This window comes from Arthrobacter sp. E1SS-5 (genome assembly GCF_057073715.1).
Map to the genome: position 1 here is coordinate 3,673,351 of NZ_CP172703.1, position 24,870 is coordinate 3,698,220.

General features: G+C 66.0%; 34 protein-coding genes. 24 read left to right on the forward strand and 10 right to left on the reverse strand.

Annotation, left to right across the window (positions count from 1 at the left end):
- Positions 1 to 75: 75 nt before the first annotated feature.
- Positions 76 to 912 (reverse strand): alpha/beta fold hydrolase, encoded by an 837-nt coding sequence (locus ACIGJD_RS17150; RefSeq protein WP_483687216.1) that lies wholly within the window; start codon positions 910 to 912, stop codon positions 76 to 78.
- 163 nt (positions 913 to 1,075) lie between these two features.
- On the opposite strand from ACIGJD_RS17150, the gene ACIGJD_RS17155 reads away from it, so the two are divergent.
- On the forward strand, positions 1,076 to 1,453 hold the full coding sequence (locus ACIGJD_RS17155) for an ArsR/SmtB family transcription factor (protein ID WP_286399244.1): 378 nt from the start codon (positions 1,076 to 1,078) through the stop codon (positions 1,451 to 1,453).
- Complete coding sequence (locus tag ACIGJD_RS17160; protein WP_483687217.1) at positions 1,450 to 2,532, forward strand: cation diffusion facilitator family transporter; 1,083 nt, start codon at positions 1,450 to 1,452, stop codon at positions 2,530 to 2,532. Before ACIGJD_RS17155 ends, ACIGJD_RS17160 begins: the two co-directional genes overlap by 4 nt.
- A gap of 63 nt (positions 2,533 to 2,595) precedes the next feature.
- Here the strand turns inward: ACIGJD_RS17160 and ACIGJD_RS17165 are convergent, their stop codons facing one another.
- The 3 genes from ACIGJD_RS17165 to ACIGJD_RS17175 all read right to left on the reverse strand — a co-directional run bounded on the left by ACIGJD_RS17165 (position 2,596) and on the right by ACIGJD_RS17175 (position 6,057).
- The gene (locus ACIGJD_RS17165) at positions 2,596 to 3,777 is read right to left on the reverse strand and encodes a fatty acid desaturase family protein (RefSeq protein WP_483687218.1); all 1,182 of its coding nucleotides are present in this window, start codon (positions 3,775 to 3,777) and stop codon (positions 2,596 to 2,598) included.
- Positions 3,778 to 3,790: 13 nt separating this feature from the next.
- Entirely contained in the window at positions 3,791 to 4,888 is a 1,098-nt protein-coding gene (locus tag ACIGJD_RS17170) for a ferredoxin reductase (RefSeq protein WP_483687219.1), read from the reverse strand.
- A gap of 122 nt (positions 4,889 to 5,010) precedes the next feature.
- Positions 5,011 to 6,057, reverse strand: coding sequence for an LLM class flavin-dependent oxidoreductase (locus ACIGJD_RS17175; RefSeq protein WP_483687220.1), 1,047 nt, complete (start codon positions 6,055 to 6,057; stop codon positions 5,011 to 5,013).
- Positions 6,058 to 6,111: 54 nt separating this feature from the next.
- Between ACIGJD_RS17175 and ACIGJD_RS17180 the strand changes: the two genes are divergently transcribed.
- The 4 genes from ACIGJD_RS17180 to ACIGJD_RS17195 all read left to right on the forward strand — a co-directional run bounded on the left by ACIGJD_RS17180 (position 6,112) and on the right by ACIGJD_RS17195 (position 8,607).
- A complete protein-coding gene (locus ACIGJD_RS17180; protein ID WP_483687221.1) occupies positions 6,112 to 6,471 on the forward strand; it encodes a YnfA family protein in 360 nt (119 codons plus the stop codon).
- A 65-nt stretch (positions 6,472 to 6,536) separates the two neighbouring features.
- Complete coding sequence (lhgO, locus tag ACIGJD_RS17185) at positions 6,537 to 7,739, forward strand: L-2-hydroxyglutarate oxidase (protein ID WP_483687222.1); 1,203 nt, start codon at positions 6,537 to 6,539, stop codon at positions 7,737 to 7,739.
- A gap of 126 nt (positions 7,740 to 7,865) precedes the next feature.
- A complete protein-coding gene (locus tag ACIGJD_RS17190; RefSeq protein ID WP_483687223.1) occupies positions 7,866 to 8,270 on the forward strand; it encodes a YidH family protein in 405 nt (134 codons plus the stop codon).
- A gap of 4 nt (positions 8,271 to 8,274) precedes the next feature.
- Positions 8,275 to 8,607 (forward strand): DUF202 domain-containing protein, encoded by a 333-nt coding sequence (locus tag ACIGJD_RS17195; protein ID WP_483687224.1) that lies wholly within the window; start codon positions 8,275 to 8,277, stop codon positions 8,605 to 8,607.
- Between the two features lie 22 nt (positions 8,608 to 8,629).
- Here ACIGJD_RS17195 and ACIGJD_RS17200 read toward each other — a convergent pair whose 3' ends face one another.
- Positions 8,630 to 9,028, reverse strand: coding sequence for a hypothetical protein (locus ACIGJD_RS17200; RefSeq protein ID WP_483687225.1), 399 nt, complete (start codon positions 9,026 to 9,028; stop codon positions 8,630 to 8,632).
- An 85-nt stretch (positions 9,029 to 9,113) separates the two neighbouring features.
- Here ACIGJD_RS17200 and ACIGJD_RS17205 point away from each other — a divergent pair, with 85 nt between their 5' ends.
- The 3 genes from ACIGJD_RS17205 to ACIGJD_RS17215 all read left to right on the forward strand — a co-directional run bounded on the left by ACIGJD_RS17205 (position 9,114) and on the right by ACIGJD_RS17215 (position 11,872).
- On the forward strand, positions 9,114 to 9,347 hold the full coding sequence (locus ACIGJD_RS17205; RefSeq protein WP_142132584.1) for a DUF2630 family protein: 234 nt from the start codon (positions 9,114 to 9,116) through the stop codon (positions 9,345 to 9,347).
- 80 nt (positions 9,348 to 9,427) lie between these two features.
- Entirely contained in the window at positions 9,428 to 10,222 is a 795-nt protein-coding gene (locus ACIGJD_RS17210; protein ID WP_483687226.1) for a carbon-nitrogen hydrolase family protein, read from the forward strand.
- A 324-nt stretch (positions 10,223 to 10,546) separates the two neighbouring features.
- Complete coding sequence (locus ACIGJD_RS17215; protein WP_483687227.1) at positions 10,547 to 11,872, forward strand: ammonium transporter; 1,326 nt, start codon at positions 10,547 to 10,549, stop codon at positions 11,870 to 11,872.
- Positions 11,873 to 11,875: 3 nt separating this feature from the next.
- On the opposite strand, the gene ACIGJD_RS17220 is transcribed toward ACIGJD_RS17215, so the two are convergent.
- A complete protein-coding gene (locus ACIGJD_RS17220; RefSeq protein ID WP_483687228.1) occupies positions 11,876 to 12,490 on the reverse strand; it encodes a PadR family transcriptional regulator in 615 nt (204 codons plus the stop codon).
- A 177-nt stretch (positions 12,491 to 12,667) separates the two neighbouring features.
- On the opposite strand from ACIGJD_RS17220, the gene ACIGJD_RS17225 reads away from it, so the two are divergent.
- Positions 12,668 to 14,839: a transglycosylase domain-containing protein gene (locus tag ACIGJD_RS17225; RefSeq protein WP_483687229.1), complete on the forward strand. Its 2,172-nt coding sequence runs from the start codon at positions 12,668 to 12,670 to the stop codon at positions 14,837 to 14,839.
- A gap of 52 nt (positions 14,840 to 14,891) precedes the next feature.
- Positions 14,892 to 15,470 carry a GNAT family N-acetyltransferase gene (locus ACIGJD_RS17230; protein WP_483687230.1) on the forward strand — a complete coding sequence of 193 codons (579 nt, stop codon included), beginning with the start codon at positions 14,892 to 14,894 and terminating at the stop codon, positions 15,468 to 15,470.
- On the opposite strand, the gene ACIGJD_RS17235 is transcribed toward ACIGJD_RS17230, so the two are convergent.
- The 3 genes from ACIGJD_RS17235 to ACIGJD_RS17245 form a co-directional block, all read right to left on the reverse strand.
- The gene (locus ACIGJD_RS17235; protein ID WP_483687231.1) at positions 15,467 to 16,060 is read right to left on the reverse strand and encodes a DnaJ family domain-containing protein; all 594 of its coding nucleotides are present in this window, start codon (positions 16,058 to 16,060) and stop codon (positions 15,467 to 15,469) included. The two genes, ACIGJD_RS17230 and ACIGJD_RS17235, sit on opposite strands and share 4 nt — an antisense overlap.
- A 167-nt stretch (positions 16,061 to 16,227) precedes the next feature.
- Positions 16,228 to 16,725 (reverse strand): SRPBCC family protein, encoded by a 498-nt coding sequence (locus ACIGJD_RS17240; protein ID WP_483687232.1) that lies wholly within the window; start codon positions 16,723 to 16,725, stop codon positions 16,228 to 16,230.
- A gap of 12 nt (positions 16,726 to 16,737) precedes the next feature.
- A complete protein-coding gene (locus ACIGJD_RS17245) occupies positions 16,738 to 17,070 on the reverse strand; it encodes an ArsR/SmtB family transcription factor (protein WP_483687233.1) in 333 nt (110 codons plus the stop codon).
- A 103-nt stretch (positions 17,071 to 17,173) separates the two neighbouring features.
- Here ACIGJD_RS17245 and ACIGJD_RS17250 point away from each other — a divergent pair, with 103 nt between their 5' ends.
- Positions 17,174 to 17,902: a Type 1 glutamine amidotransferase-like domain-containing protein gene (locus ACIGJD_RS17250; protein ID WP_483687234.1), complete on the forward strand. Its 729-nt coding sequence runs from the start codon at positions 17,174 to 17,176 to the stop codon at positions 17,900 to 17,902.
- Positions 17,903 to 17,940: 38 nt separating this feature from the next.
- Here ACIGJD_RS17250 and ACIGJD_RS17255 read toward each other — a convergent pair whose 3' ends face one another.
- The gene (locus ACIGJD_RS17255) at positions 17,941 to 18,675 is read right to left on the reverse strand and encodes a GAF and ANTAR domain-containing protein (RefSeq protein ID WP_483687235.1); all 735 of its coding nucleotides are present in this window, start codon (positions 18,673 to 18,675) and stop codon (positions 17,941 to 17,943) included.
- A gap of 370 nt (positions 18,676 to 19,045) precedes the next feature.
- Here ACIGJD_RS17255 and ACIGJD_RS17260 point away from each other — a divergent pair, with 370 nt between their 5' ends.
- From ACIGJD_RS17260 to ACIGJD_RS17315, 12 genes are all read left to right on the forward strand, one after another.
- Positions 19,046 to 19,297 carry a hypothetical protein gene (locus tag ACIGJD_RS17260; protein WP_483687236.1) on the forward strand — a complete coding sequence of 84 codons (252 nt, stop codon included), beginning with the start codon at positions 19,046 to 19,048 and terminating at the stop codon, positions 19,295 to 19,297.
- Entirely contained in the window at positions 19,294 to 20,058 is a 765-nt protein-coding gene (locus ACIGJD_RS17265) for an ANTAR domain-containing protein (protein WP_483687237.1), read from the forward strand. The genes ACIGJD_RS17260 and ACIGJD_RS17265 overlap by 4 nt, the downstream gene beginning before the upstream one ends.
- A gap of 230 nt (positions 20,059 to 20,288) precedes the next feature.
- Positions 20,289 to 20,483, forward strand: coding sequence for a hypothetical protein (locus tag ACIGJD_RS17270; RefSeq protein ID WP_483687238.1), 195 nt, complete (start codon positions 20,289 to 20,291; stop codon positions 20,481 to 20,483).
- Positions 20,484 to 20,678: 195 nt separating this feature from the next.
- Positions 20,679 to 21,155 (forward strand): Asp23/Gls24 family envelope stress response protein, encoded by a 477-nt coding sequence (locus ACIGJD_RS17275; protein ID WP_483687239.1) that lies wholly within the window; start codon positions 20,679 to 20,681, stop codon positions 21,153 to 21,155.
- The gene (locus tag ACIGJD_RS17280) at positions 21,152 to 21,343 is read left to right on the forward strand and encodes a DUF2273 domain-containing protein (RefSeq protein ID WP_483687240.1); all 192 of its coding nucleotides are present in this window, start codon (positions 21,152 to 21,154) and stop codon (positions 21,341 to 21,343) included. Before ACIGJD_RS17275 ends, ACIGJD_RS17280 begins: the two co-directional genes overlap by 4 nt.
- Entirely contained in the window at positions 21,340 to 21,714 is a 375-nt protein-coding gene (locus tag ACIGJD_RS17285; RefSeq protein ID WP_376977564.1) for a hypothetical protein, read from the forward strand. Before ACIGJD_RS17280 ends, ACIGJD_RS17285 begins: the two co-directional genes overlap by 4 nt.
- Positions 21,711 to 22,292, forward strand: coding sequence for a hypothetical protein (locus tag ACIGJD_RS17290; RefSeq protein WP_483687241.1), 582 nt, complete (start codon positions 21,711 to 21,713; stop codon positions 22,290 to 22,292). The genes ACIGJD_RS17285 and ACIGJD_RS17290 overlap by 4 nt, the downstream gene beginning before the upstream one ends.
- Positions 22,289 to 22,918 (forward strand): hypothetical protein, encoded by a 630-nt coding sequence (locus ACIGJD_RS17295; protein WP_483687242.1) that lies wholly within the window; start codon positions 22,289 to 22,291, stop codon positions 22,916 to 22,918. Before ACIGJD_RS17290 ends, ACIGJD_RS17295 begins: the two co-directional genes overlap by 4 nt.
- A 28-nt stretch (positions 22,919 to 22,946) precedes the next feature.
- Complete coding sequence (locus ACIGJD_RS17300; RefSeq protein ID WP_387456643.1) at positions 22,947 to 23,177, forward strand: CsbD family protein; 231 nt, start codon at positions 22,947 to 22,949, stop codon at positions 23,175 to 23,177.
- Between the two features lie 117 nt (positions 23,178 to 23,294).
- Complete coding sequence (locus ACIGJD_RS17305; protein ID WP_483689530.1) at positions 23,295 to 23,861, forward strand: RNA polymerase sigma factor; 567 nt, start codon at positions 23,295 to 23,297, stop codon at positions 23,859 to 23,861.
- On the forward strand, positions 23,858 to 24,439 hold the full coding sequence (locus ACIGJD_RS17310) for an Asp23/Gls24 family envelope stress response protein (protein ID WP_483687243.1): 582 nt from the start codon (positions 23,858 to 23,860) through the stop codon (positions 24,437 to 24,439). Before ACIGJD_RS17305 ends, ACIGJD_RS17310 begins: the two co-directional genes overlap by 4 nt.
- A complete protein-coding gene (locus tag ACIGJD_RS17315) occupies positions 24,436 to 24,768 on the forward strand; it encodes a hypothetical protein (RefSeq protein ID WP_483687244.1) in 333 nt (110 codons plus the stop codon). Before ACIGJD_RS17310 ends, ACIGJD_RS17315 begins: the two co-directional genes overlap by 4 nt.
- Positions 24,769 to 24,870 lie beyond the last annotated feature (102 nt).

Here is a 24,870-nt window from a genome sequence, read left to right on the forward strand (position 1 = left end):
CCCTGGCCGGGAACGGCCGTTGGGAAGAAGGGCGACGGCGGCGGGCAGCCGCCGTCGCCCTTCTTCCGTCAGCGCCTACTTGGAAAGGAAGCCGAGCAGCGCCTGGTTGACCTCTGCGGCATGCGTCCACAGCAGGCCGTGCGGTGCGCCTTCGATCTCCACGTACTCAGCGCTGGGCAGTGCCTTGGCGAACAGCCGCCCGGTGGAATCGATGGGGAGGATGTTGTCGGCGGTGCCGTGCACGATCAGGGCCGGAACATCGATCTTGGGGATGTCCTGGCGGAAGTCGGTGAGCCAGGTGGGCTGGGCGGCGACCGATGCGGTGGCACCGGCGCTTGCAGCAAGGTTCCAGCTGGCGTTCACCGCTTCCTGGCTGAGGCGCGGGGTGCCCAGGAAGGTGTCCGCGTTGTAGAAGTTCTTGAAGAACTCGGAGAAGAAGGCGTACCGGTCAGCAGTAACAGCTTCCTTGAGGCCGTCGAACACGTCCTGCGGGACGCCGTCGGGGTTGTCGTCGGTCTTAAGCAGGTACGGCTCCAGTGAGCCCAGGAACGCGGCACGGGCGACGCGGCCGGAGCCGTAGGTGCCCAGGTAGCGGCCCACCTCGCCGGTTCCCATGGAGAAGCCCACCAGTACGACGTCGTTCAGGTCCAGGATGGTGAGCAGGGTGTTGAGGTCCGCAGCGAAGGTGTCGTAGTCATAGCCCTCGGTGGGCTTGCTGGATTTGCCGAAACCGCGGCGGTCGTACGTGATAACCCGGTAGCCCGCACCCAGGAGAGCCGCGGTCTGCTTCTCCCAGGAGGAGCCATCCAGCGGGTAGCCATGGATCAGCACCACGGGCTGGCCCGAGCCGTGGTCCTCGTAGTAGAGCTCGATATCAGTGCTGTTCTCGGTACCTACGGTGATGAAAGCCATCGGGGCGAATTCCTTTCGAGACTGATCAGGGCGGCAGGCGGAGCGCCGTGGCCGTGCACCTCCTACTTTAGGGTGCGCCGCCGCCCGGGAGCAGGCCTGAATTCGACCGCGGCGGGACTGTCCAAAGTGTGCTCCAGGGCTGAAGTTATGACACTATATGCGCATGAATGCAGATACTAATGCTTGCTCGTTGGGCACAGACAGCCAGTATGTGGAGCTGGCGGTGGAGGTCTTCGCCATGCTGGCCGACGCCACCAGGGTGCGGATCATCCTGGCGCTGCGTGACGGCGAGATGGCGGTGGGAGCCCTGGCCGATGTGGTGGGCAAATCCCCCGCCGCCGTCTCCCAGCACCTGGCCAAGATGCGCCTCGCCAGGATGGTGTCCACGCGGCAGGAGGGCACGCGGGTGCTGTACCGGCTGGAGAATGAGCACGCCCGCCAGTTGGTGGCCGACGCCATCTTCCAAGCCGAGCACGCACTCGGCGGGGAGCCCGCGCACCACCGCGTTCCCGCCCACACTGCAGACAGGAGCGCCTCATGACCGGGCCGCATCAGGAGTCGACGCATACGCACAGCCACCCCCACGAGGACGGCCACGCCGGGCACGGGCATGACCACGGCCACGGCCACGACCACAGCCATGGGCACAGCCACGGTCACGACCACGACCACGGGCATCATCACCACTCCGGTTTCAAGGGTTGGCTGATCGAGCTGTTTGTCCCGCACACGCACGATGCCGCCGATTCGATCGACGATGCAATGGAGGCCAGCACCGAGGGCATCCGGGCGCTGAAAATCAGCATGTTCCTCCTGCTGGCCACCACCATTCTGCAGTTCGTGGTGGTCCTGTTCAGCAGTTCGGTGGCCCTGCTGGCGGACACCATCCACAACTTCTCCGACGCGTTGACTGCGGTGCCCCTGTGGGTTGCGTTCATCCTGGGGCGCAGGGCCGCCACCCGCCGGTATACCTACGGCTACGGCAGGGCCGAGGATTTGGCTGGCCTGTTCATCGTGTCCGTGGTGGCCCTCTCCGCCGTCGTGGCCGGCTGGCAGTCGCTGGACCGCCTGATCAATCCGCAGCCGCTGCAAAACCTGGGCTGGGTCATGGCGGCAGGCCTGATCGGCTTTGCAGGAAACGAAGCGGTGGCGATTTACCGGATCCGGGTTGGCCGCAGGATCGGTTCCGCCGCGCTTGTTGCCGACGGCGTGCATGCCCGGACGGACGGTTTCACCTCGCTGGCCGTGGTGATCGGCGCCGTGGGCGTCATGCTCGGTTTTCCGCTGGCGGACCCGATCGTCGGGCTCGTCATCTCCGCCGCCATCATGGTGCTGCTGTGGGGCACGGTCCGCAGCATCGGGCGCCGACTGATGGATGGTATCGAACCGGAACTGGTGTCACGTGCGGAAACCGCGCTGGCGAGGACACCGGGCGTTCTTTCAGTCCAGCACCTGCAGCTGCGCTGGTCCGGCCACCGGCTGCAGGGATCGGCCCGCATCGAACTGGCGGACACGGCGTTGTCGGAGGCGGAAGAGATTCTTCACCGCGCCGAGCACCAGCTCCGGCATGCACTGCCCAAGCTGGACCATATGCTGCTGGCCCCCGCCAGCCGGCGGTAACGCCCGCAATACAGAGGTGACCGGCCGGGCAGGGCCCACCGGGTCACCTCTGTATTTGAAGGTTTAGGCGCGGGCCGTCTTTCCGGGCAGGGCCAGTTTGAAAACCTTGGCCCAGGACGAACCCACCTGCTTCAGCAGCGGACCCGTGGTGTACTTCAGGCCGTAGCGCTGGCAGATTTCGCGGACCCTGGGCGCCACCTCGGCATACCGGTTGGACGGCAGGTCCGGGAAGAGGTGGTGCTCAATCTGGTGCGAGAGGTTGCCGGTCATGAGGTGCATGAATTTGGAGCCGGAGATGTTGGCGGACCCGATCATCTGGCGGACATACCAGTCCCCGCGGGTCTCCCCCTCCACCATTTCCTCAGTGAAGGTGTCGGTGCCTTCCGGGAAGTGGCCGCAGAAGATCACGGCGTGGGCCCAGACGTTGCGGATGGCGTTCGCGGCGAGGGTGCCGAACAGTGCCTGCTTGGCGGAGCCGGTGAGCATGGCCAGGGCGGGCGTGGCGGCGTAGTCCTTGGTGAACTGGGTGACCACCTTCTTGCCCAGCGCCTTGAGGTCCTTGAGCAGGGCTTCCTTGGACTTCTTGCCTTCCTTGTACTCCACGAGTTCGAGGTCGTAGATGGCGATGCCCCATTCGAAGACGGGGGCCAGGAGGGCGTTGTACAGCGGGTTGCCCAGGTTCTTGGGCGTCCACGGCTGTTCCTCGTCCATGCGCAGGAGGTTGTATCCGACGTCGTTGTCCTTGCCCACCACGTTGGTCCAGCGGTGGTGCAGGTCGTTGTGGGTGTGCTGCCAGGACCGGGAGGGCGTGACGAAGTCCCATTCCCAAGTAGTGGAGTGGATGTCCGGATCGCGCATCCAGTCCCACTGGCCGTGGAGGATGTTGTGGCCCAGTTCCATGTTCTCCAGGATCTTGGCCAGGCTCAGCAGCGTGGTGCCGGTGACCCAGGCGGCCTTGTTCTTTCCCACCAGCAGGGCGGCGCGGCCGGAGAGCTCCAGGCCGCGCTGGATTTTGATCATGCGGCGGATGTAGGCGGCATCTTCCGCGCCACGCTTGCCCAGGATCTCGTCCCGGATGGCGTCAAGCTCGCGGCCCAGATCCGCCACCTGCTCGTCGGTGAGGTGGGCGGCGGCCGGGGGACGGACGCTGGGGCTTCCCGATTCGGCCAGCTTTCCGGGGCGTGTCCTGGAGGTGCCGCCGTTGGCGCCTGTAGCGGGGGTTTTTGCGGGTGAGATGACAGACATGCGGTGCTGCTCCTCAGAGTTCGAGGTTGACGGGTCCGGCGGCTGCCGAGACACACGTTTGGATCAGTTGGCCGGGTTCGCCGTGGATTTCACCGGTGCGGAGGTCGCGGACCTGCCCTGCCAGCAATGGAGTGAGGCAGCTGTGGCAGATGCCCATGCGGCAGCCGCTGGGCATCAGCACCCCGGCGTCCTCGCCGATATCCAGGATGGGGGTGTCGCCGTCCGCCTCCACCTCGCGGTCGCTGGCTTCAAAGGTGACCAGGCCGCCGTCGTGCCCCACCGCGGCGTTAAAGGAGGTGTTGAAGCGTTCGATCATCAGGTTGCCGGCACTGCCGGCCACCGCCACGTCAGTGCCGGGCGCCCGTGTGGTCAGGGCCGCCCGCTTCCACAACGCCTCGGCGTCATCAAGGAAGCTGTCCGGGCCGCAGGCGTAGGCTGCCCGTTCCTTCCAGTCGGGGCAGATCTCGTCCAGCTCCCTGGTGCTGGAGAAGTCCATGCGTCCCTGTTCGCCGGTGTACCAGTGCGCCAGCCGGAAGTTGGGGAACTGGTCAGCGAGCTCGGCCAGCTCCTCACGGAACAGGCTGTCGTCGCGGGTGCGGGCTGAGTGGACCAGTACGACGTCGGCATCCGGGCGCCGCGGTACAAGCGTGCGGATCATCGACATCACCGGGGTGATGCCGCTGCCGGCCGTGACCATCAGGAGCGGACGCGGATGCTCCGGAAGCACGAAATCGCCCTGCGGCGGCGCCAGGAACAGGACATCGCCGGGCTTGGTGGTGCGTACCAGGGTGCCGGAAACCGCGCCGACATCGGTGACGGTGATGGCCGGGTCCTTGCCGGCAGGGGCGCTGAGGGAGTAGGAGCGCCAGTGGCGCACGCCGTTAAGTTCGACGCCGATGCGCGCCCATTGTCCGGCCAGGTGCGCCTTCCAGCCGCGGCCGGGGCGGAAGAAGATGGTGGCGGACTGGGCGGTCTCCTGGACCACCCGCGTGACCACACCACGCAGCTGCCGGGCGGAGTAGACAGGGTTGAACAGGGCCAGGACATCTTCCGGCGCCAGGGGCGTAGTGAGCACTGAGGCCGCCTGGGCCAGCTGCCGTAGCCGGATCATGCAGTAAAGCCTAGGGCGGCGCGAGCCATATTTCTCTCTCTCCGTCATATGACCGTTCCGCAGTCACACAGTAGTTGGGGCGCGAAGCCCCCACGACGCACTTCAAGAGTAACGGTTAGGTCTCACAAAAGGTTCCCAGCATCCTTTCGGCTCCATCCCAGCGCGGGCGCCACGTGCTCCGCGATAGTGCCCAACAGCTTGGCGTTGAAGTCCACGCCCAGCTGGTTGGGAACGGTCAGCAGCAGGGTATCCGCCGCCTGGACCGCGGTGTCGGCGGCCAGCTGCTCTGCCAGGAGGTCCGGCGGCCCGACGTAGCTCTTGCCGAACCTGGCAGTGGTGCCGTCAATGACGCCCACCTGGTCGCGGCCGTCGCGGAGGGCGCTGCCTGCGAAGTAATAGTTGTCCTCCTCATCAACGATGGGAAGGACGCTGCGGCTGACCGACACACGCGGGGTGTGGGGGTGTCCGGCGGCGGCCCAGGCATCCCTGAACAGCTGGATCTGTTCAGCCTGGAGTTCATGGAAGGGAACCCCCGTGTCCTCGGTCAGCAGCGTGGAGCTCATCAGGTTCATGCCCAGCTCCGCGGCCCACACGGCAGTCTTCCTGGTGCCGGCGCCCCACCAGATGCGTTCCGCCAATCCCGGCGACTGGGGCTGGATGGGCAGGAGCCCGGTTGCGCCGCCCGCGTAGCGGGGATCGGCCTGGGCCATGCCGGCACCGGTGATGGCCCTGCGGAAGACGTCGGTGTGGCGGCGCGCCATGTCAGCGTCAGTCTCCCCCGGCTGCGGCTGGTAACCGAATGCTGACGCGCCTTCCCGGGCAGGTTCGGGTGAACCACGGCTGATGCCCAGCTGCAGCCTGCCGCCACTGATCAGGTCCGCAGCTGCGGCTTCCTCTGCCATGTACAGCGGATTTTCGTAGCGCATATCAATGACGCCGGTGCCGATCTCGATCCGGCTGGTGCGTGCTGCAATGGCGGACAACAGGGGGAACGGCGATGCCTGCTGGCGGGCGAAATGGTGGACCCGGAAGAACGCGCCGTCCACTCCGAGCTCCTCAGCGGCAACCGCCAGGTCAATCCCCTGCAGCAGGGCATCCGCCGCTGTCCTGGTGCGGGAACCCTGGCCGGGGCCCCAGTGGCCGAATGAGAGGAATCCGATACGCTCCATACCTCCCCCAACTCTCCGGCCGGCGGCTGCATTCCCTGCTGGCATGATGGCTGCGTGGGCATTCCGGAAGAAACCGTCAGTGTTTTCAAGACCATTGTCCTGTTTGTGCTGGCCGCTGCCGCGGAGATCGGGGGCGCGTGGCTGGTGTGGCAGGCCGTCCGTGAAGGAAAGGACTGGTGGTGGGCCGGCCTGGGGGTAATTGCGCTTGGCGTTTACGGCTTTGTGGCCACCCTCCAGCCGGACGCCCACTTCGGCAGGATCCTTGCTGCCTACGGCGGAGTGTTCGTGGCGGGTTCCCTGGCGTGGGGAATGGCCTTTGACGGTTTCCGGCCGGACCGGTGGGACATCGCCGGATCCCTGGTCTGCCTGCTCGGGGTTGCCGTGATCATGTTTGCGCCTCGGAGCGGGGGATAAGCAGTAGAGCCGGGCCAAAACAGCACGCCGGTGGTTAGGATCTAGCCACAACGAAAGGCGGGGCTGTGGATCGGACAGACTACTGCGTTATCGGCGGCGGGATTGTGGGCCTGGCAACCGCCTACCAGCTGCTGCGGAAGCAGCCGGGAGCCTCGTTGGTCCTGCTGGAGGCCGCGGAAACGCTGGCATCCCACCAGACCGGGCACAACAGCGGCGTGATCCATTCCGGCATCTACTACGCCCCGGGCAGCCTGAAAGCGCGGTTCAGCAAGGCCGGCGCGCAGCAGACCAAGGACTTCTGCCGGGAGCACGGCATCAGGTACGCCGAGCCGGGCAAGCTGCTGGTGGCTACCTCGGAGGTTCAGCTGGCCCGGTTGGACAGCTTGGAGGAACGCGCTGCCATCCACGAACTGGACTGCGAGCGCCTCGACCAGGCGGAACTCAGCCGGCGCGAGCCCAACGTTTCAGGGCTGGGCGCACTGTTCATTCCCAGCACCGGCATCGTGGACTACCGGGAGGTGGCGCGCAGGCTGGCGGAGCTCGTCACGGAGGCCGGCGGACGCGTCATCACGGGAGCCAGGGTGAGCTCCATCGTGGAACATCCGGACCGCGTGGAGGTGGGCACCGGACAGGAACGCTATTCCTGCCGCCGGCTGGTGGCCTGCGCGGGCCTGCAGTCGGACCGGCTGGCGGAGCTGGCCGGGATGGCCATCGACGTCCAGATCATCCCCTTCCGTGGCGAGTACTTTGAGCTGCCGGCGGCCAGGTCGGACTACGTCCGCCACCTCATCTACCCCGTACCCGACCCGGAACTGCCCTTCCTGGGCGTGCACCTGACGCCGACCATCAGTGGCAGCATCACGGTGGGGCCCAACGCGGTGCTGGGCCTGTCCCGTGAGGGGTACCCCAAGTTCTCCGTGGATATAAAGGATGTCGCCCGGTATTTACGCTTCCCGGGACTGTGGCACGTGGCCAGGTCCAACGCCGCCACCGCGGTGCGGGAAGCCAGGAACTCCCTGTTCAAGGGAAGCTACCTGCAGGAGTGCCGCAAATACGCGCCCGGGCTGACCAAAGCCGACCTGCTGCCCTACGAGGCCGGCATCAGGGCACAGGCCGTGCGCCGTGACGGTACACTCCTCCATGATTTCCTGCTGGCGGAGACGGACCGGATGATCCACGTGCTGAACGCGCCGTCACCCGCCGCCACCGCAGCGCTGCCAATCGGTGGGCATTTGGCAGACAAGGCCGCGCTCCGGCCCGCAGCCTGAAGATGGACGCCTCTCCGCTTGATTGGGGGGCCAAACGGAGAGGCTGAAACCAAACTAATAGCAAGCATGCTTAGTTTCCAAATCGGCTGTCCGGCCGCGCCCATCACGCACGGCTAAACTGGCCCGGTGATCAACAGTGAGCAGTCGTCCGGTCCAGCGGTCCCGCCGTCGCGCGGAAAAATCGCGGAACGGCTGCTGCCCGGAGGTGAGGAACCGGACCCACGGTTCACCCTTGCCAACGAGCGCACCTTCCTGGCCTGGATCCGCACGTCCCTTGCGCTGCTGGCGGGCGGCATCGCGATCGAGGCGTTTACTTCCGGCCTCTTCATCGAACCGGTCCGCAAAGGCCTGGCGGTCCTTTTGCTGCTGCTGGGCATGATGCTCAGCGGTGGAGCGGCGGTGCGCTGGCTTCGGGTGGAACGGAGCATGCGCAGCAAAGCCCCGTTGCCGCTGCCGCTCTTTGTGCCCCTGTTGGCGGGGGCAGGGGCGCTCGCTGCCGCCGTCGTACTGGTCTTTATCCTCTGGCGCTGATCCTGTGGCCTCCCGCGCGCCCAGCCCCCACGGCGATCCCGGCCTGCAGCCCGAGCGGACCGCACTCGCCTGGGGCCGGACCATGCTGGCGCTGGTGACGGCGAGCGCCTTCTTCCTGCGCTGGCTTCCCACCTACGGGGCGCCCATCCTGATGCTGCCGGTGGTGTCCGGCGGCACTGCCCTTGCCATCTATCTCACCCAGCGCCGCCGCTACCTGAAGAGGTCCCACGGACTGGCGGGCGAAAGCATCGAAGCGGACCTGCCCGCGGTGCTGTGGACCGCGGTGGCTGGAGTCGCGCTGGGCGTGCTGGGCATCGTTGTAGTCCTGGTCAATTGAAGATGCCGGTCAGCGGGCAATCCTAGAACATCGGCAGGACGAAGCCGGCCAGCAATGCCACCGAGCCGATGGCGGTCAGGCAGCGGCCCAGGACCGAGGCCGTCCTGCCGGCCTCCTCAGGCCGGGTGGTCTGCCACTGCGTGGGGCGCTTGGGGTGGTAGTAGATGGGCAGGGTGTCCCCCTCGGCCATGTCCCGGATGTCGTACGGGGACATCGGAGCGTTGTGCACCTGGTGCTTCCGGTCGAACCAGCGGAACCCCACGCCGGTGGAGTCGGAGTACACCACAGCCTCGGCCACATCCCAGGGATGCACGTAGCGGCGAAGGAACCCGGTGTAGAAGAGCAGTCCCAACCCGGCGGGCAGGCACAACCAGGTGAGGACCTCCAGGATGGGACCTGCCATATCAAGCGCAGTGGGCATGAAATTGATGGTACAGCGCGGGGACTGGTGGCTTCAGCAGGTGATACGTACGCTGAAGGAGACCGGACCGGAGTAAGGGGAAACCATGAATGATCAGGATATTTTGACGCACATCCAGGCCCTGGTGGAGGAGGAACACTCATTGCGGGAGGGGTCAGAAGGCGGCCAGCCGGACCCCGCGCGGCTGAAGTACGTGGAAGAGAGCCTGGACCAGTGCTGGGACCTGTTGCGCCAGCGCCGCGCCAAGAAGGACTCAGGCGAGAACCCTGACGACGCCGAGGCCCGCCCCATCAGCGAGGTTGAGGGCTACCGCCAGTAGGCCCCGGCACCGCATCAACCTGGGTGTCCGGGCCCCTGGCCCGGGCACCCGTTTCCGTTACCAACAGATTGAGCTTTTCCATGCGTATCGCAGTAGCGCAGATCATCAGCGGCGCCGACACCGCCGCCAACCTTGAGCTGGTGTGGGACTACGCCGCCCAGGCAAAGAACGCCGGCGCGCAGTTGGTGGTCTTCCCGGAGGCAACCATGCGTGCCTTCGGCCACTCCCTGAAGGACATCGCCGAACCCATCGACGGCCCGTGGGCCAGCGAGGTCCGCAGGATGGCGCGGGAGCTTGAGATCACAGTGGTGGCCGGCATGTTCACTCCGGGCCAGGACGGCCGGGTCCGCAATACGCTGCTGGTCACCGGCCCCGGAGTGGAGGCCTCCTACGACAAGGTCCACCTTTTCGACGCCTTCGGTTTCACGGAGTCAAAGACAGTGGATGCGGGGGAAGCACCCGTGACCTTCGAGTTGGACGGGACGGTCTTCGGCCTGGCCACGTGCTACGACGTCCGCTTTCCGGGCCTGTTCACGGCCAACGCCAACGCGGGCGCGCAGGTGAACATCGTGTGCGCATCCTGGGGCGCGGGTCCCGGCAAGGCCGAACAGTGGGACCTGCTGGTGCGCGCCCGGGCGCTGGACAGCACCACCTTCGTGGTTGCATGCGGCCAGGGCGACCCCCAAGCCACCGGCGCGGGGCCGGCAGGAACAGCACCCACCGGAATCGGGCACAGCGCCGTCGTCACTCCCTTGGGCAAGGCGGTGGTGGCGTTGGGCGGCAAGCCGGAACTCGCCGTCGTCGATATCGATCCCTCAACTGTGGACGACGTCCGCGCCAAGCTGCCGGTCCTGGCCAACGCCCGCAGGTTCTGACACGGGTGAGGTGCCGTTCATGGCCCCGAAACAGAAGCCAAGAGCGCGTACGACGGCGGTTCTCACCGTCGGCTGGCCGTTTGGCCCGCCGCTGCGGGGAATTGGAGGGGTGCACGCCTCTTGCGCCCACCCCCAGGGGAGTGACCGTTTACATTCCCGAAACATAGCCGACACGTGAACTTCACGCCGGAGCGATTTGTGTAACGTGGGCGCAACTTTAAGCGGCATTGGCTGAAACACGCTGCGCCAAAAATGGATCCCGGGGGAAATGCTCCGGGGCCAACCAGGTCCCGCACCAAGATCACGTTGCGAAGGGACCCACCGGTGGAAATCACTGCCCAACACGTCTGGCTGATGATTTCGGCCGCAATGGTATTGCTGATGACCCCCGGGCTGGGCCTTTTTTACGGCGGCATGACCCGCGCCAAGGCGGCCCTCAACATGATCATGATGAGCTTCATCTCGGCAGGGATTGTTGGCGTGGTGTGGGTCCTCTGGGGTTACTCGATGACCACCGGCAACGGCTTCCTTGGGCTGTTCGGCAATCCCTTCACCAGCTTCGGGCTGCAGAACCTGATGGGTTCCCCCGACCTGCTCAAGGCCGGTTACAGCGCCACCTTCGCCATCATCACCGTGGCCCTGATCAGCGGGGCCATCGCCGACCGCGCCAAGTTCAGCGCCTGGGCACTGTTTGTGCCGGTATGGATCACGGTGATCTATTGCCCGCTTGCCTACATGATCTGGGGCGGCGGATTGATGAGTGCCGGCGGGGCCGTCACCCGGATCTTCGGCCAGGTCATCGACTTCGCCGGCGGCGCCGTCGTCGAAATCAGCTCGGGCACGGCAGCCCTGGTGCTCGCCGTCATCGTGGGCCAGCGCCACGGCTTCGCCAAGGACCCCAACCACCGCCCCCACAACATCCCCTTCATCATGCTGGGCGCGGCAATCCTCTGGTTTGGCTGGTTCGGTTTCAACGGCGGCGCGGCCACCAGCGTCGAACAGGCCGGCCTCATTTGGATCAACACCCTGGTAGCCCCTTCTGCAGCCATGCTGAGCTGGCTGGTCACCGAAAAGATCCGCCACGGACACCCCACCTCCTTGGGCGCGGCCTCCGGCGTTGTGGCCGGCCTGGTGGCCATCACCCCTTCCTGCGCCAACATCAGCCCAGTGGCCGCAATTGGCCTGGGCCTGGTGGCAGGAGCCGCGTGCTGCGTGTTCGTGGACCTCAAATACCGCTTCGGCCTGGACGACTCCCTTGACGTGGTGGGCGTCCACCTCGGCGCCGGCCTCATCGGCACCCTGTCGCTCGGCTTCATCGCCCTGCCCGTAGACGGCAAGGGCGGCGGACTCTTCTACGGCGGCGGTGCCCAGCAGCTCATCGCCCAGGCAGCCGCCGTCGTCATCACCCTGCTCCTGTCCGGCATCGGGACGGCGGTTATTGCCGGAATCATCAACAAGGCCGTGGGCTTCCGCGTCAGCCACGAGGCCGAAACTGCCGGCGTGGACCTGTCCGAGCACGCCGAGACCGCCTACGCGTTCGGAGAGATGGGCTCCGGCTTCAGCAGCCTGGGCCACATGCTGGCGCACCACGGAACCGCTCCTGCTGCTGTCCCCGCGGATCGGCGCGCGAAGGAAGATTCGTTCGCGTAGCAGCTAGTCCGCGAGGATCTTGTAGAGCGCGCGCCGCGTTTCATCCATCTTCTCGATGGCGGCAGCCCGCTGTTCCTCCGACACTCCGCTGCGGAACTGGTGGATGGCCCCCATGAGCTTGCCAATGCTCTGGTGGAAGTCCCGGTCTGCACTGTCCGGCTCGGCGTTCCAGGCGTTCTCCATTTCCTCCGCGTGCTCCGCCACGTAGGCCTTGCCCGCGTCGGTCAGGGCAAACTCAGTCCCCCGGCCCTCACTGAGGGCCTCGATCAGGCCTTCGTCCACCAACTGCTGGAGGGTGGGATAGATGGATCCGGGGCTGGGGCGCCACATCCCGCCCGTCTTTGCGGCGATGGTCTTGATCAGTCCGTAACCATTCGAGGGGGCCTCGGCCAGCAGCGAGAGGATCGCCGCGCGGACATCGCCCCGACTGGCCCGCCGGCCGCCCCGCCCGAAACCGGGACCAAAACCCGGACCAAAGCCTGGCCCAAAACCGGGACCGAATCCCGGGCCAAAGCCGGGGCCCCTGTGCCCGTGCGGACCTTTGTGGCCCCTTCCCCGCTCGAAGCGTCCCCGGCCGAATGCAGGACCGGGATTTTTGTCATCAAACATGCCGTTCATGGTGGCATCGTCCTTCCGTTGATAGGTAGTCGCTTAACTTCAGCGATATTTAAAAGATATATCGGTAACTATCGCCCGTCAATGGTTGGACGTGACCAAATCCTGACCTTTCCGCCTCTTTTTCCGTCCTTGGCGTGAGCGTATTCTGGTCCCACCTTCGAGCACGAGGGCTGAGGAATGGCGAAGAAGCGGAAGCGCAGGCAGGGTTTCAACGCGGCCTTGGGAAGGATCCTGGGGTTCCTGGCAGCCAGTGCCATGTGCGGCGTCCTGGTGGCGAGCCTGGTGGTTCCTGCCGTCGCCGCAGCGGGGATGGGGGTCAGCTCCTCCATTGATTTCTTCGAAAAGCTGCCGTCGGAGCTTACGGTCCAGCCGCCGTCGCAGGCCACGAAGGTACTGACCGCGGACGGGCAGGCAATCGCCACGTTCTATGCGGAAAACCGGGTGCAGGTGCCATTGGACCAGATGTCGCCCTTCATCAAGGACGGCATCATCGCCATCGAGGACAGCAGGTTCTATGAGCACGCCGGCGTGGATCCGCAGGGGATACTGCGGGCGCTGGTGTCCAACCTGACCAAGGGCGGCGAGCAGGGCGCGTCCACCATCACGCAGCAGTACGTGACCAACGTCCTGAACGAGGCGCAACTCTCCCAGGACCGGCCGGACGCGGTGGTCCTGAACGGGCAAAAGAACCTCGGCGACAAGATGCGGGAAATGAAACTCGCCGTCACCCTGGAAAAGAAATACAGCAAGGACCAGATCCTTGAGGGCTACCTCAACATCGTGTTCTTCAGCAGCAACGCGTACGGCATTGAAGCTGCAGCCCGTCACTTCTTCAGCACCACCGCGAAGGACCTCACGCTTCCCCAGGCGGCCTTGCTGGCCGGCGTGGTCAACAGCCCCACCCTGTACAACCCGGCCACCAACCCGGACAAGTCCATCGTGCGGCGGAACCAGGTCCTGGGCGAGATGCTGCGGCTGGGCAAGATCACCCAGGCCCAGCACGACGAAGCTGTGGCCACCCCCATCCAGCTGAAGATCAGCCCCCAGCAGCAGGGCTGCGCCAATGCCACCATGGCCCCGTACTTCTGCGACTACATCTCCCACCTGATCCTGAACAATCCCGCGTACGGCCCAACTGAAGCTGAACGCGAGCGGCGGCTCTATCGCGGCGGCCTGACCATCGTCACCACCCTGGACAGCCGGCTCCAGGCCGCCGCCCAAGCACAGGTGGATGGAACGGCGGGAGCGAACCCGGACCACTGGGCGGCATCGCTGGTCAGCATCCAACCCGGCAGCGGCAAGATCCTGGCGATGGCCCAAAACACGGTTTTCCTTCCGCAACCCGGAAAGTTCGACACCAACCTGAACTTCAACGTGGATGCCAGGGACGCGCAGGGGAACGACCTTAACGGTGCCGGCGGCTTCCAGCCGGGATCCACAATGAAGCCCTTCACGTTTGCCGAGTGGCTGAACGAGGGCAAGACGCTCACCGCCGAAGTGGACGCTTCACGCCGCGTCTATCCGCTGGGGTTCCCCTGGAGGGACAGCTGCGGAAAGGTTCTTGGGGCCTACAGCACAGCGCAGGCAAACCCGGCCCTTGGCGCTGCGGACGACCTGCAGAATGCCGAAGACGGGTTCTACCGGCCCATGCCCGTCAACTACGGCCTCTACAACTCCATCAACACCGCCACCTTCGCTTCGGCTTCCCAGCTGGATTTCTGCGGCATCCAGAAGATGGTGGACGCTGTGGGCCTGCACAGCGGCCTGGACAGCTCGCCCGTCAACATGCACCAGCTGGGCAACCTGCTGGGCGGCACCGGCGTCGCTCCCCTCACGCTGGCAAACGCCTTTGCCACCTTTGCCACGGAGGGCCAGTTCTGTGCACCGATCGCACTGCTGGAGATCAAGGATGCTGCCGGAGCCAAGCTGCCGGCCCAAGCGCCGGACTGCCATGGTGCGGTTAAACCGGACGTGGCCCGGGGTGTTAACTCCGTGCTGCAGGACGTCCTGAAGAAGGGCTCGGGCGTCTGGATCAACCCCAAAGTGCAGGACAAGGTTCCCACGGCAGCCAAGACCGGAACTTCCAACAACAACGGCTCCACCTGGGTGGTGGGCTACACCACCGGCTTGGTGACCGCTTCCTTCTTTGGTGATGCGCTGGAAGGCCAAAAACGGGCAGGCCAGAACGTGACCATCAACGGCACCTTCTACCCGCGCTTGGACGGGTACATGATTGCCGGACCTCAATGGGCCAACTACATGCTCAAGGTGGCGCCGCTCTACCCAGCCGGCCAGTTTGCACCGCCGCCCGCTTCGATGATCGGGCCCAACCCCAATTACAAGCCTTAGGTTCGGAGAGCCGCCAGAGCACTGTCGCTCCTGGCCGCGCTCCTCTGGCAGCATGGGTGGCGTGACGATCCTTGAGACTGGGCGGCTCATCCTGCGCCCGTGGGAGCCCGAAGACGCGGCCTTCGTACTGGACCTCTACTCGCGTTGGGAGGTGCAGCGATTCATCGGTACTAAGCCACGGGTCATGACCAGCATGGCCGAGGCCGGGGAACTCATCGACAAATGGCGCGGGATTGACCACCCCATCCACGGCATCTGGGCTGTCCAACTCAAGGCCCAGGCTGAGGCCGCCCAACAAAGAACTGCCAAGCCTCAACTCGCGGGAACGTTGCTCCTCAAGTCCATCCCGGCGTCGGGAAGTGAATTGCCGCTCCAGCCCTCAGGCGACACGGAGATCGGATGGCATTTCCACCCGGACCACTGGGGAAACGGCTACGCCACCGAGGCCGCCCAGGTGGTCCTCGGCCATGCCTTTGCACGCGGCCTGCCACGGGTTGTTGCGGTAACGAGCCCTGCGAATGCAGCGTCGCAGCGGGTGTGCACCAGGATCGGGCTGAGCCACCGGGGGCAGACGGACAAGTACTACAACGCCTTATGCGAGCTCTTCGAGCGGGTAAACCCGAATTCCTAGCCGGTCCCCTTCCAGAGCCGCTTCCACCAGGAGCGCCCGGGTTCCTGCTCGGCAGGAGCCTCCTCCACGCGGGCGGCACGCCGACCGCGCCAGCGCAGCACTTCCTCCTCGATGTCGCGGGTCTTGGTAATCACGGGCGGCCCGCCCTGCAGCTGGCGGCGGGCATCGATGACCCGCCGGTTGAAGTCCTGCAGGAGGTCCCGGACCTGCTGCTCCGTGTACTGGGCGTCCAGCTTTGCATCGAGCTCGGCGTCCTCGGTGCGGAGCAGGATTGCCGCCGGACCCAGGCCACTGATGTTCTCGCGCTGGATCAGCCCCTTGACCCACCAGTCGGGATCGTAGGTTTCGCCCAGGCCGGGAATTGGCTTGCCCGCGTACTTGAGGTTGTCGAACTTCCCCTGCGCCATGGCATCCCGGACGAGGTATTCCGCGCGCGCGGCATCGCTGACCTTCCTGCGCTTTTCCCGTTCCTGCGCGTCGAGGGCGTCAAGCTCGGCTTCCTCCTCCGCACTGATGCCCGCGCCGCGGTAGGAACGCAGCTCGGCCGCCCGCTCCAGCCGCTTCCGGAAATTCCCTGCGCCGCCGCTCATCGCTGCCACCGCCTTCCCTCGCTCAATCCCCACCTTCCAGTATTCAGCGGGCGGCTGACACGTTCAACGCCCAGGGTGAGCGAACGACGGCGGGACGTCCCGGCGTCGTCCGCCCACCTGGCGCCGTGGCACAGGCCGCGGCAACGGTTTGTGGCGGCGCGGTGGATTCAGGCGTTGGCGTGCTCGGCGAGGATGCTGTCGATCTGGCCAACGGCCTCCTTGAGGCCCTCTTCCATACCCATCGCCATCATCTGCTCAAGTTGCTCCTCGGATTCAAAGGTGGACAGGATGGTCATGCGGGTCCGCTCCCCCAAAGGCTCCAGGCTCACGGTTGCGTGGGAGGTTCCCAACTCGCCCGCCGGGTTGCCGTCGCTGTCCGCGAAACCATCGTTGAACTCGAGCCGGCGCGGCGCGTCGATGGCAGTGAACTCCCACCAACCGTGGAACTTTTCCCCTTCGGGACTTGTCATGTAGTAGTTGGCCTTGCCGCCAGGCACGAAGTCGTGGCGATGGAACGTGGCCGGGTAGGTGGGCGGGCCCCACCACCGCTCAAGCTGCCGGGGGTCTTCCCAGAGCTGCCAGACGCGTTCGACTCCGGCGTCGAACTCGGCAACGAGAGTGAGGCTCAGAGCCTCGGCGCTCTTATCCGTACTGATGACTGTCATGGCATTGCCTTCCTAACCTTCAGCGAGAATGTCTGCCATCCTGGCGGCGCGCTGCCGCCAGATCTGTTCATATTCGTCGAGCAGCCGCCGGGCTTTTTGCAGTCCTTCGTGATTGCCCCGCACGATCTGCTCCCTTCCGCGCTTTTCCTTACTGACCAACGATGCGCGTTCCAACACCGCCACATGCTTTTGTACAGCGGCGAAACTCATGGCGTAGAGGGCTGCCAGCCCCGAGACGGAGTACTCACCGGCGGTGACCCGGCGGACAATGTCCCGTCGCGTGGAGTCGGCGAACGCCTGGAAGAGGCGGTCCACTTCGGTCTCACTGAGCTGATCTACAACCATTTGGTTGTAGGATAGTCCCGCCGGGTGCTGGCGTCAATGGGATTCCTGGACAAATCGCGGCGGTGCCCGAAGGACGGAGGGCAGTGCCGGTATCTTGGGGCACATGAGCATCTTCCTCGTCGGGGCGGGCCCGGACCCGGCGGCCTTTCCTGGTCCCTTTGACGCGTTCGCGGGTGAAGTCCGGCAGCGATCCGGGCAGGGCCGGGCTTCCCGCATTGCCGTCGCCGTGTTTGGCGCAGGTATCAACCTGCAGGATGTGGCGGCCGCTTACACAGAACCTCTCCAGGCCCGGATCGAGTGCGAAACAGTGGTTGTGCCGCTGGTGCCGGGCGCACCCGCGGATCCCGCCGCGTTTGACGGAGTGGACGGCGTGGTGGTGGGCGGCGGGCTGACGCCCGGTTACTGGGAAGGCCTCCACCCCGCGGCCGACGCCATTTCCAAGCTCGTCACTGGGGGCGTTCCCTACCTGGGATTCTCCGCCGGGGCCATGGTGGCGCCGGATCTGGCCCTGATCGGCGGTTACCGGATCAACGGGGTGGAGGTCTGCGGGGAAGAATGCTCCGAAGGCCTGGATTCCCTGGCTCTCCGTGAGGGCCTGGGGCTGGTCCCATTCACAGTGGATGTGCACGCGGCCCAGGCCGGCACCCTGAGCCGGGCGGTTGGCGCCGTGGCGGCCGGGCTGGCGGAGCGGGCAGTGGCCATCGACGAGAACACGGCAGTGGTGGTGGAATCAGCGGGCGGCGCGGACTACAAGGTCATGGGAACCGGCAACTGCTGGGACATCCGCGGCACCGGCGGCGCCACGGCGGTCTCCGTCAGGACAGGCGGCTGAGCTGAACGGTATCCACCCGGCCACCCGTGCGGGGCGGGCTATCCGTCGAAGTGCGTCCTGGCACTGCTGCCCGACAACTGCTCAATCAGCTCGCTGGCCACATCCCGGAGCTTCCGGTTGCGGTTGCTGGAGACCTTGGTGAGGATTTCCATCGCTTCTTCCTGGGAACACCGGTTCTGCGCCATGATCACCCCGCAGGCCAGGTTGATGGCGGTGCGGCTTTGCATTGCCGCTTCGAGGTCGTCGGCCCTGCTCTGCGCGTTATTGATTCGAACGGAAAGATTCAGGGTGTTGTGGGCGGCAGCGGCGAAACCCACGGCCTTGTCATAGACGTCAGCGGTAAAAACGCCGGGCTTCGTGGCAAAGAAGTTCAAGGCAGCACTGGCATCGCCTGTGATCTCCAGCGGCACACCCAACGTACTGCGCACGTTGTGCTCAGCGAGCCGGCGGTTCAGTGCTTGCCACCGGGGGTCCCTGTCGACGTCGTCGATGATTACTGGGGCCATCTCCCTGAGCGCCCGGATGCAGGGGCCGTCACCCAACTCCTGCTCGATGTGGTCAAGTTCGATAGCCCGCGCACTGCTGCCGGCAGCCGTTGCAGGCCTGCGTTTTACTTTTAGCGTGACTGCGCACTCAATCGCGTCCCCGGCAGCTTCAGACACCGCTGCAGCGGCAAGGCTGGACAGTCCCGAAAGGAACTCAACCCCGTTCTCTGAGCCCACCAGAATGCTTTGAAGTTCCTGTACAGATTCATGATCCGATGAACTCGACATTCGCCCAGCTTACGTGAGTTCAAGCGGCCAGGGGCTGCTCCTGCCGGGCGAAACTGGAGTGAATAAGTTCCCCTATCAGAAATCCGCCAAGGCGCGTAGTGTCAAAGGTAGGAGATTTCGGGATTGCGCACAGGTCCAGAGGTTGAATGTACGGGCCGTCCCGCGCCAAGAGCGGCGGCCACCAGCCGGGACCTAAACCTCCAGGCGTAATCAGGGATCGAGGCCGTATGGCCATCAACCATCCACCAGCAGCCTGCGATGGGCACCCGGACCTTTTGCCCGAAGTCTCCTTCACCCCCCGCCGTGCCCCGCGTCGCCAGCCCCCGCCGGTAGCGGCGGAAGCTGCCGTGCGCGCCGACGGAGTGCACTCATGAACGCCGACTGGACGGGCGGCCCGGACAACCTGCTGGAAGCCGACGAGCAGCGCCGGGCAATGGCCCAGCGTTTCCACCAGGCCGGGGTCCCGCTGATCAAACTGTGGACGTACTACTTCGGCCTTGGCGGCGATGCCGACGAAATGTCGCTGGACGCCTATCTCAACGAGGCCCTGCACCTGCCGGCCGCCCAGGTAGGGCTGATTTCCACTGCCATGACGGAATTATCCACGGATGAGGACGAATGACCGGCAACGAGGGCTCTCCCCGGAAGCTTGACGGCCGGGCCCCGACCACAAGCGATCCGTCACTCCAGGAGCTGGTGCTGGAAAGCCGGGACATCCAGGCCTTCCTCGCGGAGCTGGCCATCCTGGCAGCCTCGAGGCTCTCCGTCCCAGGCAGCACGATTCACAGTGGCGTCACGGTCCTCCGGCACAGGAAACCCGAGGCGGTGGCAGCAAGTGACGCCGCTGCCAAGGCCCTTGACGAGCTGCAGAACGGGTTCGGCCAGGGCCCCTGCCTTACTGCACTGCGACGTAAGACCACGCTCCTTGTTCCCGACCTCGCCGCCGAGACCCGCTGGCGCCCCTACGTGCGGACCGCCATGAAGCATGGCGTGTCGTCCATCCTCGCGGTCCCACTGGATCTTGCGGGTGAGGCCGAAGCAGTCCTCAACCTCTACTCAGGCTGCAGCAACGGGTTCAGCAGCGAGGACATAGCAACTGCGGAGCTCTTCGCCGGACAGGCGGCAAGCTCCCTGCGGCTGATCCTGCGGATTTCGCAGCTCAGCGACGCCCGGAACGACCTGTCCGCCGCCATGCAGTCGCGGACGGTGATCGACATGGCCATCGGGGCAATCATGGCCCAGAACCGCTGCGACCGGGACACTGCCTTCAATATCCTGACGCGAACCTCGAGCGCCAGGAACGTCAAGCTCCGGGAGGTGGCCGCAACGGTCATCATGTCCATCTCAGGGGAAGCCGGCATCACCACCCATTTCGATGAATAGCAGCTGTGTCGCCACTCACACGTGATGAGATTCACTTGCAATAAAGGGTGTATTTGGTTGTGACCTCTCAATCGCCATGGGCACTATGGATGCACAGGGCCGGAAACCATCCGCCCTTGACATCCTGGTGACGCAACGAGGCCCACCGGTGAGCACAGGCCACCGACCCTCCGAGCGCGGACAGGCCACCGCCGGCGGACAACCGGCTAAGCACAGGAAAGTACTGAACAATGACGTTTAACACTGCCGAATCCGTGACGCTGAAGATCTGGGACCGCGCGTCGCTCCACGAGACCCTCGATTCCGCGGTCTCCGAGCTTTCCTCCCGCCACAACACCACCACGTGCCGCATTGCAGTCCACTGCAGCGGGCCGAACACCTTCACGCTGAGCGTGCGCGGGGACGAGCCGGCACTGGCGCTGTAAGCAGCCCCAGGCAAAGGACGCGGACGACGGCGGGAACCACCCGCCGTCGCCCGCGTCCTTTTTACTGACCGGGAACTGAAGTGACGACGATCACATAAGTTCCTGCGTGACGTTTCCTTTCCTGGCCGCGTCCTTACTTGTGAGGGCGCACGAGGCGCCCTGGAACCTGTTCCAGAACGAGAAGGAGCGTACGGAATGACCACGCAGACGCAAACCCCCGCAACGGTCCAGCAGAAGAAGGCAGCAGCCGCCGCCCACGAGCTTTCCCCCGCCAAGGGCCAGGACGGCCGAGGACGCACCACGGTGGCGGACGGCGTGGTGGCCAAGATCGCCGGCATCGCCATCCAGGAGATCGAAGGGGTGCATGCCCTTGGCGGCGGCGCAGCCCGGGCCCTTGGAACCCTTCGCGAAAAAGTCGGCCAGAAGGACCTGACACAGGGCGTCAGCGTCGAGGTGGGCCAGACGCAGGTGGCGGTGGACGTAACCCTGGTGGTGGAGTACCCGCATCCCCTCCAGCAGGTGGCCGACAATGCCCGCGACGCGGTCTACTCCGCCGTGGAGGACCTGGTGGGAATGGAGGTCACCGAAGTCAACATCAGCATCACGGACATCCACGTTCCGTCTGACGGTGATGACGCTGACGAAACCAGCCATGAACCGAGGGTTGCATGACCCCGGTGGCAGCCGGCACCGCCGCGGGAGCAGTCCTGGCCTTGGCCGCCCTGGCCTTTGGTTTCTGGGGGTTCCTGCTCACGGCGCTCTTCATGGGAATCGGAGCCGTCCTGGGCAGGGCCGCGGAAGGCAGGCTGGACCTCGGCGCCGTGCTGGACGCCCTGCACGGCCGCCGCTCGTCATCGTGACCGGGCCACGGCCAGCCAGGCAGGGCCACACCCGCATCGCACCGGCAGCACTGCGGCACACCATCGAAGCGGTGGCCGCGGGCGCCTTCGGCGTCAGGCGCGGCGACGTGTCCGCCACCCTGGCGGACGACGCCGCAAAGCTGGGAGTGGACCTCTCGGTCCGGCTGCCGCCGCCACCGCTGCTCGGGACCGCGGGGCGGGGGCGGCAGTCAGCGATCGAACGGGCAAGCATCGCCCGGCTGAAGATCTCGTCCCTGGGTCAGCAGATCACCGGCCTGGACTGTGGCCGCATCAGCATCCGCATTGCCGGAGCAGGACGGTCCACCCCTGAACCCCGTGTGGACGCCAAACAGGACAGGAGGAAACCGTGAACCCGGCCAGGACCAACAGGCGGATCATCCGCCGGGAAACGCATTCATCGCGCGCCGGACTGTCCGCCCTCACGGCGATGCTGGTGTTGGCCGCATGCCTGTGGCTCGTGACTGAAAGCATCCTCTCCCTGCTGGGGGAGCCCGCGCTGCTGGCATCCCCCGGGAAGACCGCATCGCTCATCGCCCGAGCACCGGAAGCCGTCCTGCCGGCAGGCATGGTGGCCGGCGGGGCAGCCGTTGCCCTAGTGGGAGCCGCGCTGCTGCTCGCCGCGGTCACGGGCGGGCGGCGCGGACGGCGGTGCATGGCCAGCGAACGCAGTGCCCTGGTGGTGGACGACGAAGCAATCGCCGCCGCCATCTCACGCGGGGTGCGGATGGCCGCCAACCTGGCCCCGGAGCAGGTGGGCACCACCGTAACCCGGAACCGTGCGCTGGTAAGCGTCCGTCCGACGTCGGGCATCACCCTCGACCCGGACGTCCTTACCACGGCAGCAACGGACGAAGTCGCTGCCCTCCGCCTGCGCAAAGCCCTGGCGCCGCGCGTGCGGATTGCCACGGAAGGAGCGGTGGGGCGGTGAACAACACCAACAGGATTTTGAACAGGATCCTTCTGGCCATCACTGGGCTGGTGCTGCTCTCGGCGGGAGTACTGGCGGCAGGTGCGGCCCTGGTCCCGGCCCTTGCGGAGCAGTGGACCACCGTCACCTCAGGCCTGCTGGAAAGGTGGCGGCACCTGTCGGCCACAGCCCCGGCGCCGGATCCCCTGGGCAGCTGGTGGGCACTCGCCGTGCCGGCGCTGCCGCTACTCGGCGCGGTGGCCAGCGTCGTGTGGCTGACCCGGCAAGGCGGCGGGCGGACCGGCACAGCGGCCCTGGCACAGGATCCGGAGCTCGGGGACACGGCTGTGGACGTCTCCTACCTGGCAGCGGCCGTGGAGCAAGCGCTGGAAGGGAACCGGGCCGTCGTCGGGAGCTCCCTGACGGCATGGCGCGGACGGGGAAACCGCCGCCTTAAACGGAACACGTCCCCCGGCCTCCGGCTCACGCTCCAGGCCCGGAAGGGCGCCTCCCCGCGGGAGGTGGCGGACCTGGCCGAAGGACTGGTCAGTGCGATTGACGAGCTGCTGGGTCATCGCAGCACCGTCCTGGTCCGAATAGGAAGTGGACCCAGGACAAAGCTGGCCCGCGCACACCGAGCGGGCTAAGAAACGAAACGACTGTAAGGAACTGATCATGGGACTCGACGACAAGCTCAACAACGCGGCCACTAACCACCTCGGCGCCGCCAAGGAGGGTGCAGGGAAGCTGACCGGCAACGGGGAACTGGAACGCGAAGGCCAGCGCGACCAGGCCCAAGCCAAGCTGCAGGAGGCGGGCGAAAAGGTGAAGGACGCCGCCAAGGGCATCGGCAGCAACCTCAAGGATGCTGCGGCCAAGGTTAAAGAGGGCTTCAGCAAAGACTAGCCACCTCCCCTCCCAGCGGCAGGCCTGCGCTGCCTTCCCGGCGCGCGGGCCCGCCTGCCGCCCCTCAGGCGCTAGCGCCGATAGTGAAAGCAGAAACCGGTGACAGGAGCACCCTTGATGCGGGACCAGGTGGACGTGGTCCCCGATGCCATCCTGGCAGGCAGGGCAGCCGACGGCGATACGGCGGCGTTCGAAGCATTGGCCCGCCGCTACGGCCCACATATGCGCGCCTCGGCCCGCCGCCTGACCGGCTCCTATGCGGACGCGGACGACGTGGTGCAGGAGGTGCTGGTCCAGGCGTGGCAGCAGCTGGGCACCCTCCGGGAACCTGCCGCCGTGAAGGCCTGGCTCCTGCGGCTGACCGGCAGCCGGAGCATTGACCTCCTGCGCAGGCGCCGGAACCACGCCACCCTTACCGGACGGGAGGATGACCAGCCGGCGGACACTGTTTCCCCGGGAGCCGGGCCGGAAACAGCGGTCGTGGCCGGCGCAGGCATCCGATCCTTGAAAGCTGCGTTGTCAGCCTTGCCGGAAGAGCAACGGCGCTGCTGGATCCTGAAGGAAATCAACGGCCAGAGCTATGACGAGATTGCCCGGACCCTGAACATCAGCCCAGCCAGTGTCCGGGGGCGGCTTGCCCGGGCCCGGATTACACTGGTCCGCGAAATGGAAGATTGGCGATGAGCATGCCCCACGACGTATTCGAGTGCGGCCATACGCTCGAGGAACTGAGCCTCTACCTGGACACCGGTGAGTTCCCCGACCCGCCCCACCTTGAATCCTGCCCGGAGTGCCGCAGCGGCCTCGATTCGCTTCGCCGGCTCTCGGCGGCCGGTGAAGAACTGTTCGCCAACGACCTTGCCGCTGCCGGCAGCGGCAGGGACGACTGGATGAAGGACATCCTGGCAAACCTCACGCTTGAGTTGCGGCCCGGACGGAGCATCCCCCTGCATTCCGACGATCCGGCGGACACCCTGTCCGAGACCGAGGGATCGGTCATTGCCCTGGTGCGCTCTGTGGCGGACAGCCTGCCCGGGGCGGTGGCGGGCAAGGTAAGGCTGGAAGGGGACGTCACCGTCCCGGGCGAACCAGTGGCGGTGCATGTGGACCTGGCGGTCCTGTTCGGCCACCCGCTGATGCCCAGGGCGGCGTCCCTGCGGCAGGACCTGGCCACGGCACTGGCCCGCCATACGGAGTTGAACATCTCCGCCATCGACATCACCGTCACCGATGTCATCGACGCTCCCCGGGAGGAATTGTGAGCACCTCTTTGCACCAGGCCATCATGGCTGTCGACGGCGTCACGGAAGTTTTTCCCGCCCGCAACCTCTGGCAGCGCCTTCCCGGACGGGCGGCGTCGCTGCTGCAGCGGAACAATGCTGATGCGGACGACTCCGCGCTGGTCGAAGTCCGGGACTTAGGCGGCCGCACGGAGGTCAATGTCCGCATCGGCGTCAGCCCCGACGCCCGCACACCCGAGGTGGTGAGGGCCGTTGCCGCCGCAATTCGCAACCACCTCTCCCCCGCCGACGTCTCCGTCAAGGTCACGGTGGTGCGGATCGCACCCGCCCGCGGCGCCGCAGGCGTTTAGCCGTCTTACCCTGCCAGGCCCTTTGCCCCTGTTTGTCCCGGCACGGTGCCGATAGCGTCTGGTCATCACCAACTTTCCGGCCGCGAGCACGAGGAGTTTCCC